Source organism: Gilliamella sp. App2-1 (assembly GCF_001690255.1).
Lineage (GTDB): Bacteria > Pseudomonadota > Gammaproteobacteria > Enterobacterales > Orbaceae > Gilliamella > Gilliamella apicola_G.
Window position 1 is genome coordinate 71,798 of sequence record NZ_LZGR01000053.1, and the last position, 6,571, is coordinate 78,368.

General features: G+C 36.3%; 10 protein-coding genes. 4 read left to right on the forward strand and 6 right to left on the reverse strand.

Annotated features, from left to right (window positions below):
- Nucleotides 1-13 precede the first annotated feature (13 nt).
- Genes lpxK through A9G22_RS07495 form a run of 4 tightly spaced genes read left to right on the forward strand, consistent with a single transcriptional unit; the run spans nt 14 to nt 2,685 of the window.
- Entirely contained in the window at nt 14-1,021 is a 1,008-nt protein-coding gene (gene lpxK / locus A9G22_RS07480) for a tetraacyldisaccharide 4'-kinase (protein WP_065585897.1), read from the forward strand.
- Between the two features lie 3 nt (nt 1,022-1,024).
- Nucleotides 1,025-1,210 (forward strand): Trm112 family protein, encoded by a 186-nt coding sequence (locus tag A9G22_RS07485; protein ID WP_075508621.1) that lies wholly within the window; start codon nt 1,025-1,027, stop codon nt 1,208-1,210.
- 17 nt (nt 1,211-1,227) lie between these two features.
- The gene (kdsB, locus tag A9G22_RS07490) at nt 1,228-1,989 is read left to right on the forward strand and encodes a 3-deoxy-manno-octulosonate cytidylyltransferase (protein WP_075508622.1); all 762 of its coding nucleotides are present in this window, start codon (nt 1,228-1,230) and stop codon (nt 1,987-1,989) included.
- Nucleotides 1,990-1,992: 3 nt separating this feature from the next.
- A complete protein-coding gene (locus A9G22_RS07495; RefSeq protein ID WP_075508623.1) occupies nt 1,993-2,685 on the forward strand; it encodes a DUF2461 domain-containing protein in 693 nt (230 codons plus the stop codon).
- Nucleotides 2,686-3,175: 490 nt separating this feature from the next.
- Here the strand turns inward: A9G22_RS07495 and A9G22_RS07500 are convergent, their stop codons facing one another.
- From A9G22_RS07500 to A9G22_RS07525, 6 genes are read right to left on the reverse strand one after another with little or no spacing between them, the layout of a single operon-like run.
- Nucleotides 3,176-4,003 carry a DUF6708 domain-containing protein gene (locus A9G22_RS07500; protein WP_075508624.1) on the reverse strand — a complete coding sequence of 276 codons (828 nt, stop codon included), beginning with the start codon at nt 4,001-4,003 and terminating at the stop codon, nt 3,176-3,178.
- A gap of 17 nt (nt 4,004-4,020) precedes the next feature.
- Complete coding sequence (locus A9G22_RS07505) at nt 4,021-4,260, reverse strand: hypothetical protein (RefSeq protein ID WP_141670005.1); 240 nt, start codon at nt 4,258-4,260, stop codon at nt 4,021-4,023.
- An 18-nt stretch (nt 4,261-4,278) separates the two neighbouring features.
- On the reverse strand, nt 4,279-5,106 hold the full coding sequence (locus tag A9G22_RS07510) for a DUF6708 domain-containing protein (protein WP_075508626.1): 828 nt from the start codon (nt 5,104-5,106) through the stop codon (nt 4,279-4,281).
- A 17-nt stretch (nt 5,107-5,123) separates the two neighbouring features.
- Nucleotides 5,124-5,363 (reverse strand): hypothetical protein, encoded by a 240-nt coding sequence (locus A9G22_RS07515; RefSeq protein WP_141670006.1) that lies wholly within the window; start codon nt 5,361-5,363, stop codon nt 5,124-5,126.
- A gap of 18 nt (nt 5,364-5,381) precedes the next feature.
- Nucleotides 5,382-6,206: a DUF6708 domain-containing protein gene (locus A9G22_RS07520; protein WP_075508628.1), complete on the reverse strand. Its 825-nt coding sequence runs from the start codon at nt 6,204-6,206 to the stop codon at nt 5,382-5,384.
- Between the two features lie 18 nt (nt 6,207-6,224).
- Nucleotides 6,225-6,464 carry a hypothetical protein gene (locus A9G22_RS07525; protein ID WP_141670007.1) on the reverse strand — a complete coding sequence of 80 codons (240 nt, stop codon included), beginning with the start codon at nt 6,462-6,464 and terminating at the stop codon, nt 6,225-6,227.
- Nucleotides 6,465-6,571: the final 107 nt, after the last annotated feature.

Sequence of the window (6,571 nt, forward strand, 5' to 3'; positions counted from 1 at the left end):
TGAAGTTAAAGTTATGATTGAAAAACTGTGGTATGGTAAAAATCGATTATGTTGGTTACTTATACCATTTTCTTTATTATATGGTTTGGTTGCTTTTGTTCGTCGTTCTTTGTATCGATTAGGTATTTTAAAATCTTGGCACTCCCCAGTTCCTATTATCGTTATTGGCAACTTATCAGTTGGAGGTAATGGCAAAACACCACTAGTTGTAGCTTTAATTGAATCGTTAAAACAAAAAGGATTACAAGTTGGGGTTGTTTCACGAGGGTATGGTGGTAAGGCTGATAACTATCCACTTATTTTAGATAATACAACCACAACCGAACAAGCTGGTGACGAACCGGTACTTATTTTTCAACGTGCTAATGTGCCTGTCGCCGTATCGCCGCATCGCGCTGAAGCTGTTCAAGCATTATTAAAGCAGTATGAGTTAGATGTTATTTTGACCGATGATGGCTTGCAACATTATGCTTTAGCGCGGGACATTGAGGTGGTAGTGGTTGATGGAAAGCGTTTATTTGGTAATGGATGGTGGATGCCTGCAGGGCCAATGAGAGAGCGAGAAACTCGATTAAAATCAGTTGATTTAATTATTATAAATGGTGATAGCGTAAATCATTTTACGCAGCAGTACGCAGAAAAAACTTACACAATGCAATTAACACCACTGTATGCAGTAAATTTGCTTACTAAAGAACAAAAAACGTTATCTTCGTTGCAAAATATTTGTGCTATTGCGGGTATTAGTCATCCTCAGCGTTTTTTTGATATGTTGATTAAAATGCAAGTTGATGTGGTTAAAACTGCTTCTTTTGCTGATCATCAAAAATTTACTTTACCATTGTTAAACAATGTTGCAAGTAGTGAACAAACACTTTTAATGACTGAAAAAGATGCCGTTAAATGCAGGCAGTTTGCCCAAAAAAATTGGTGGTATCTACCCATTGATGCGGAAATACCAGTAGGGGCAGTAGATCAGATCTGTTTGTTATTAGCTAAGACAAAATCTCAAAGAGAATAAAACATGAAAGAAATCCTATTAAGCGCAATTGCGTGTCCTAAATGCCATGGGCAATTACAATATGATGTCAATAATCAGCAGTTAATTTGCCAAGTAGATAATTTGGTTTATGCAATCAAAGATAACATTCCTGTATTGCTAGAAAGTGAAGCAAAGCCACTCAATCAATCACAGCCTGTTCAAAAATAATAGTTAGGGTATTAATTATGAATTTTTCGGTTATTATTCCTGCTAGGTATGCTTCAAGCCGTTTGCCTGCTAAACCACTAGCAGATATTCATGGTAAACCTATGATTGTTCGTGTGATGGAGCAAGCAAAAAAGTCGTCAGCCAATCGAGTAATTATTGCAACAGATCATCAGCAAGTTTTTAAGGTAGTCAAGGAATATGGCGGTGAAGTTATTCTTACTAGTGACAAGCATAATTCTGGTACTGAAAGGCTAGCAGAGGTCATTAATGCTTATCAATTTGCTGATGATGAAATTATTGTTAATGTACAGGGGGATGAACCTTTAATTCCACCCGTTATTATTGACCAAGTGGCTGAAAACTTGGTGCAATATAAAACGGGAATGGCAACATTAGCGGTGACAATTGATTCTGTTGAAGAAGCATTTAATACTGGTGCGGTTAAAGTTGTGACTGACAAAGATGGTTATGCACTTTATTTTTCTCGTGCTACGATTCCTTGGGAACGAGATCGCTTTGCTAAATCTGATCTATTAAAACAATCTAGTATTGGTAATTTTTATCTTCGTCATATTGGTATTTACGCTTATCGTGCTGGCTTTATTCGTCAGTATATCAACTGGGCGCCATCTTCACTTGAGCAAATTGAAATGCTAGAACAACTTAGAGTACTTTGGTATGGACAAAAAATTCATGTTGCAGTGGCAAAACAACCTCCTGCAACAGGGGTTGATACGCTAGAAGATTTAGAAAAAGTAAGAACGTTATTTAAGGAGTAAGCTATGGCAAACTTCACTGGTTTTACACAAGCTGGGCTTAATTTTTTGCAAGATGTTTGGATAAATAACAGCAAATCTTGGTTTGAACAACATCGCGCTATTTATGATAACGATTTAGTTAAACCCTTCAGGCTTTTGGTTGAGCAACTATCACCAGAGATGCTTAAAATTGATAAATGGTTTGAAACTAGACCTGCTATTGGAAAAACAATTTCACGTATTCATCGCGATACTCGTTTTTCAAATGATAAATCACTTTATCGTAACCGTTTATGGTTGACCTTTAAACAACCGAATCGAGATTGGAAAGAAGCGCCAGCTTACTTTTTTGAAATTAGCCCAAGTAGTTATCAATATGGTCTTGGTTATTATTGTTCATCAAAAAAAACGATGGATATTTTTCGAAAAGAAATTCTTAATGATACAAATAAGTTTTTAATGATGACTCGTTGTGTAAAAAAACCATTTGAACTTGTTGGTGAAAGTTATAAACGACCGTTAATCAAAGAGCAAGACGCAAAAATAGCAACATGGTATAATCGCAAAAATCTAGTTGTTATGGTGAGAAGTAATCATATTGAAGATGTGTTAAATAGCGATTTACCCAACAAATTGATGAAAGGATTTAAACAGTTAGTCCCGCTTTATGATTACTTAATGCGAGTGGAAATGTTTAAAAATATATCAAGGTTTTAGTATTGTTGTGTTTGCTTTACTATTAAATATTGGGAAAATGTAATACTAGCCTTTAGCAATGCACTAAATGTTCTCATCATCAGCTGGCCACAATAAAACGATACTACCATAATCATAAAAACATAAATATATAAATATAGGTTAATTTTGGTTGGTAATTACGTTCTTCATGGGCATATTCACCCGACAGTCTGTATAAGTTCCAACAAAAATTGCAGTTAGCTATAATTGAAATAAATGAAAAATGATATATGATGGATGTTGGCTTTGTTTGCACCAAGTCTCAATACACTTATTATTCATATAATAAAAGGCGTTATCATTCCACTCTGTGATTTTTAGGGACTCTTTGGCTTTATCTCGTTTAGATGGATTGGGGAATGTGCCTCTACTGAGTCATGATGTACCCCTGTTGAATGGATATTAAAGCGAGATTCAATCAAATCCTCATGGCTTTGCCCATTCTTGCCAAACTGCAACGGCTTTTGAGCTATTTCGTTATATTGTGCCGTTGTTTGATTTCAGCGAGCGCTTCTAATGATGTGGTATTAAACGCTTCAACCATCCATTGTGGCCAGCCTTGACCGTCAATCCTATGGGCTTTAAATGCCGCTTCTTGATCTGATTTATATTCACCGTCATCGATATTGGCTGATTTATAATACACCATAAAACTATTGATCCACCCCCAAACAAATGTGCTCCCTGCGCCAGCTCGAATAGGATCTAACATGATATGATCAATCACTTGATGCGTACCGGGTTGGCACACCATTAGCACGGTTGAAGTTAGGGCATTACGTGACATATTATGAATAATAACACCATGCAAATCATCCCAATCATACTCTTTTATACGGCGTTTTTTCGGTTGTAAAAATACCGCCGGATGCCGTAATACTTTAAAGTTAAAAAAATAACTTTCGTTAACATAGACTTTACCCGTTTTACGATTAAATATAATGGGACTACCACGCCAAGAAAAAGCATTTTGATAGAGTTCTGGAAGTGCATATGAATAGATAACAAATGAAACTAATAACATGCCAACTAATACTATAAAAAAAACATTCCATTCAGATTTTTTTAGTAATATTGAAAAAAAGCCAAAACTAAAGAAGATTAATACCATAAACATTAAAATTAATGATATAGATAAACACAAATAAAAAGCTTGATCAGAAGGAATCTTACGAATAAAGGCACAATAGTTATTATTGGCATAGCTTAAGCGACGATCATGCAGAGGCACACTATAAGGGCCTTTATCTAGATCGCCAAACCAACCAAAGATTTGTGGACGGTATTTTGATGGCATTTTATTCTCCTTTCTATTTATTCATCATGAAATGGGTTACTGCTGCGATTTATGATGAGTGAGATTTCGTCATCATCTTGTGCATTAGAGCTGATATTGATTTGATAGCTCTTTACTAGATCATAAGCAAAGGTGCCCGCGACCCATGTTATCACCGTTAGGTGGCTATCTGACTGGTTAGGATCGCTTTCTTTTACTTCGATTTTTTCAATATCGTTAAAATGGGCTTGCCATAATGCTTTACCCATTCTTGCCAAACTGTAACGGCTTTTGGGCTATTCCGTTATATGGTGCCGTTGTTTAATTTCAGCTAACTCTGCTAATGATGTGGCATTAAACGCTTCAACCATCCATTCGGGCCAGCCTTGACCGTCAATCCTATGTGCTTTAAATGCTGCTTCTTGATCTGATTTATATTCGCCATCATCGATATTGGCAACATCACAAAAAAACATAAAACTATTAATCCAACCCCAAACAAATGTACTACCAGCTCCGGCTCGAATGGGATCTAACATAATATGATCAATCACTTGATGCGTGCCGGGTTGGCACACCATTAGTACGGTCGAGGTTAGGGCATTACGCGACATATTATGAATAATAACACCATGCAAATCATCCCAATCATACTCTTTTATACGGCGTTTTTTCGGTTGTAAAAATACCGCCGGATGCCGTAATACTTTAAAGTTAAAAAAATAACTTTCGTTAACATAGACTTTACCCGTTTTACGATTAAATATAATGGGACTACCACGCCAAGAAAAAGCATTTTGATAGAGTTCTGGAAGTGCATATGAATAGATAACAAATGAAACTAATAACATGCCAACTAATACTATAAAAAAAACATTCCATTCAGATTTTTTTAGTAATATTGAAAAAAAGCCAAAACTAAAGAAGATTAATACCATAAACATTAAAATTAATGATATAGATAAACACAAATAAAAAGCTTGATCAGAAGGAATCTTACGAATAAAGGCACAATAGTTATTATTGGCATAGCTTAAGCGACGATCATGCAGAGGCACACTATAAGGGCCTTTATCTAGATCGCCAAACCAACCAAAGATTTGTGGACGGTATTTTGATGGCATTTTATTCTCCTTTCTATTTATTCATCATGAAATGGGTTACTGCCGCGATTTATGATGAGTGAGATTTCGTCATCATCTTGTGCATTAGAGCTGATATTGATTTGATAGCTATTTACTAGATCATAAGCAAAGGTGCCCGCTATCCAAGTTATCACCGTTAGGTGGCTATCTGACTGGTTAGGATCGCTTTCTTTTACTTCGATTTTTTCAATATCGTTAAAATGGGCTTGCCATAATGCTTTACCCATTCTTGCCAAACTGTAACGGCTTTTGGGCTATTCCGTTATATTGTGCCGTTGTTTAATTTCGGCGAGCGCTTCTAATGATGTGGCATTAAATGCTTCTACCATCCATTCGGGCCAGTCTTGACCGTCAATCCTATGGGCTTTAAATTCCGCTTCTTGATCTGATTTATATTCACCATCATCGATATTGGCCACATCACAAAAAAACATAAAACTATTGATCCAACCCCAAACAAATGTACTACCAGCGCCTGCTCGGGCAGGATCTAGCATGATATGATCAATCACTTGATGCGTACCGGATTGGCACACCATTAACACGGTCGAGGTTAGAGCATTACGCGACATATTATGGATAATAACACCATGCAAATCATCCCAATCATACTCCTTTATACGGCGTTTTTTCGGTTGTAAAAATACCGCAGGATGCCGTAATACTTTAAAGTTAAAAAAATAACTTTCGTTAACATAGACTTTACCCGTTTTACGATTAAATATAATGGGACTACCACGACGGGAAAACAAGCTTTGATAAACTGCTGGAATAGTTATATACAAAGAAAAAATACTCACAATCAAAGCCAATATTGCTATAATTACTATTAAATTGCCCGCTTCAGGTTTATGAATAAGTAATAACCAAACCCATAAAATAACTGCAATGAATAAAAGTATGGTTGCAATAAGATATAAAGATGAATAAAAAACTTGATCAGAAAAATTCTGACGAATAAAGGCACAGTAGTTATTATTGGCATAGCTTAAGCGACGATCATGCAGGGGTACTAAACGTGGACCTTTATCCAGATCGCCGAACCAACCAAAGATTTGTGGACGGTATTTTGATGGCATGATGACTCTCCTTTTTATTTATTCATCATGAAATGGGTTGCTGCTGCGATTTATGATGAGTGGGATTTCGTCATCATCTTGTGCATTAGGGCTGATATTGATTTGATAGCTATTTACTAGATCATAAGCAAAGGTGCCCGCGACCCATGTTATCACCGTTAGGTGGCTATCTGACTGGTTAGGATCGCTTTCTTTTACTTCGATTTTTTCAATATCGTTAAAATGGGCTTGCCATAATACTTTACCCATTCTTGCCAAACTGTAACGGCTTTTGGGCTATTCCGTTATATGGTGCCGTTGTTTAATTTCAGCTAACTCTGCTAATGATGTGGCATTAAACGCTTCAACCATCCATTCGGGCCAGC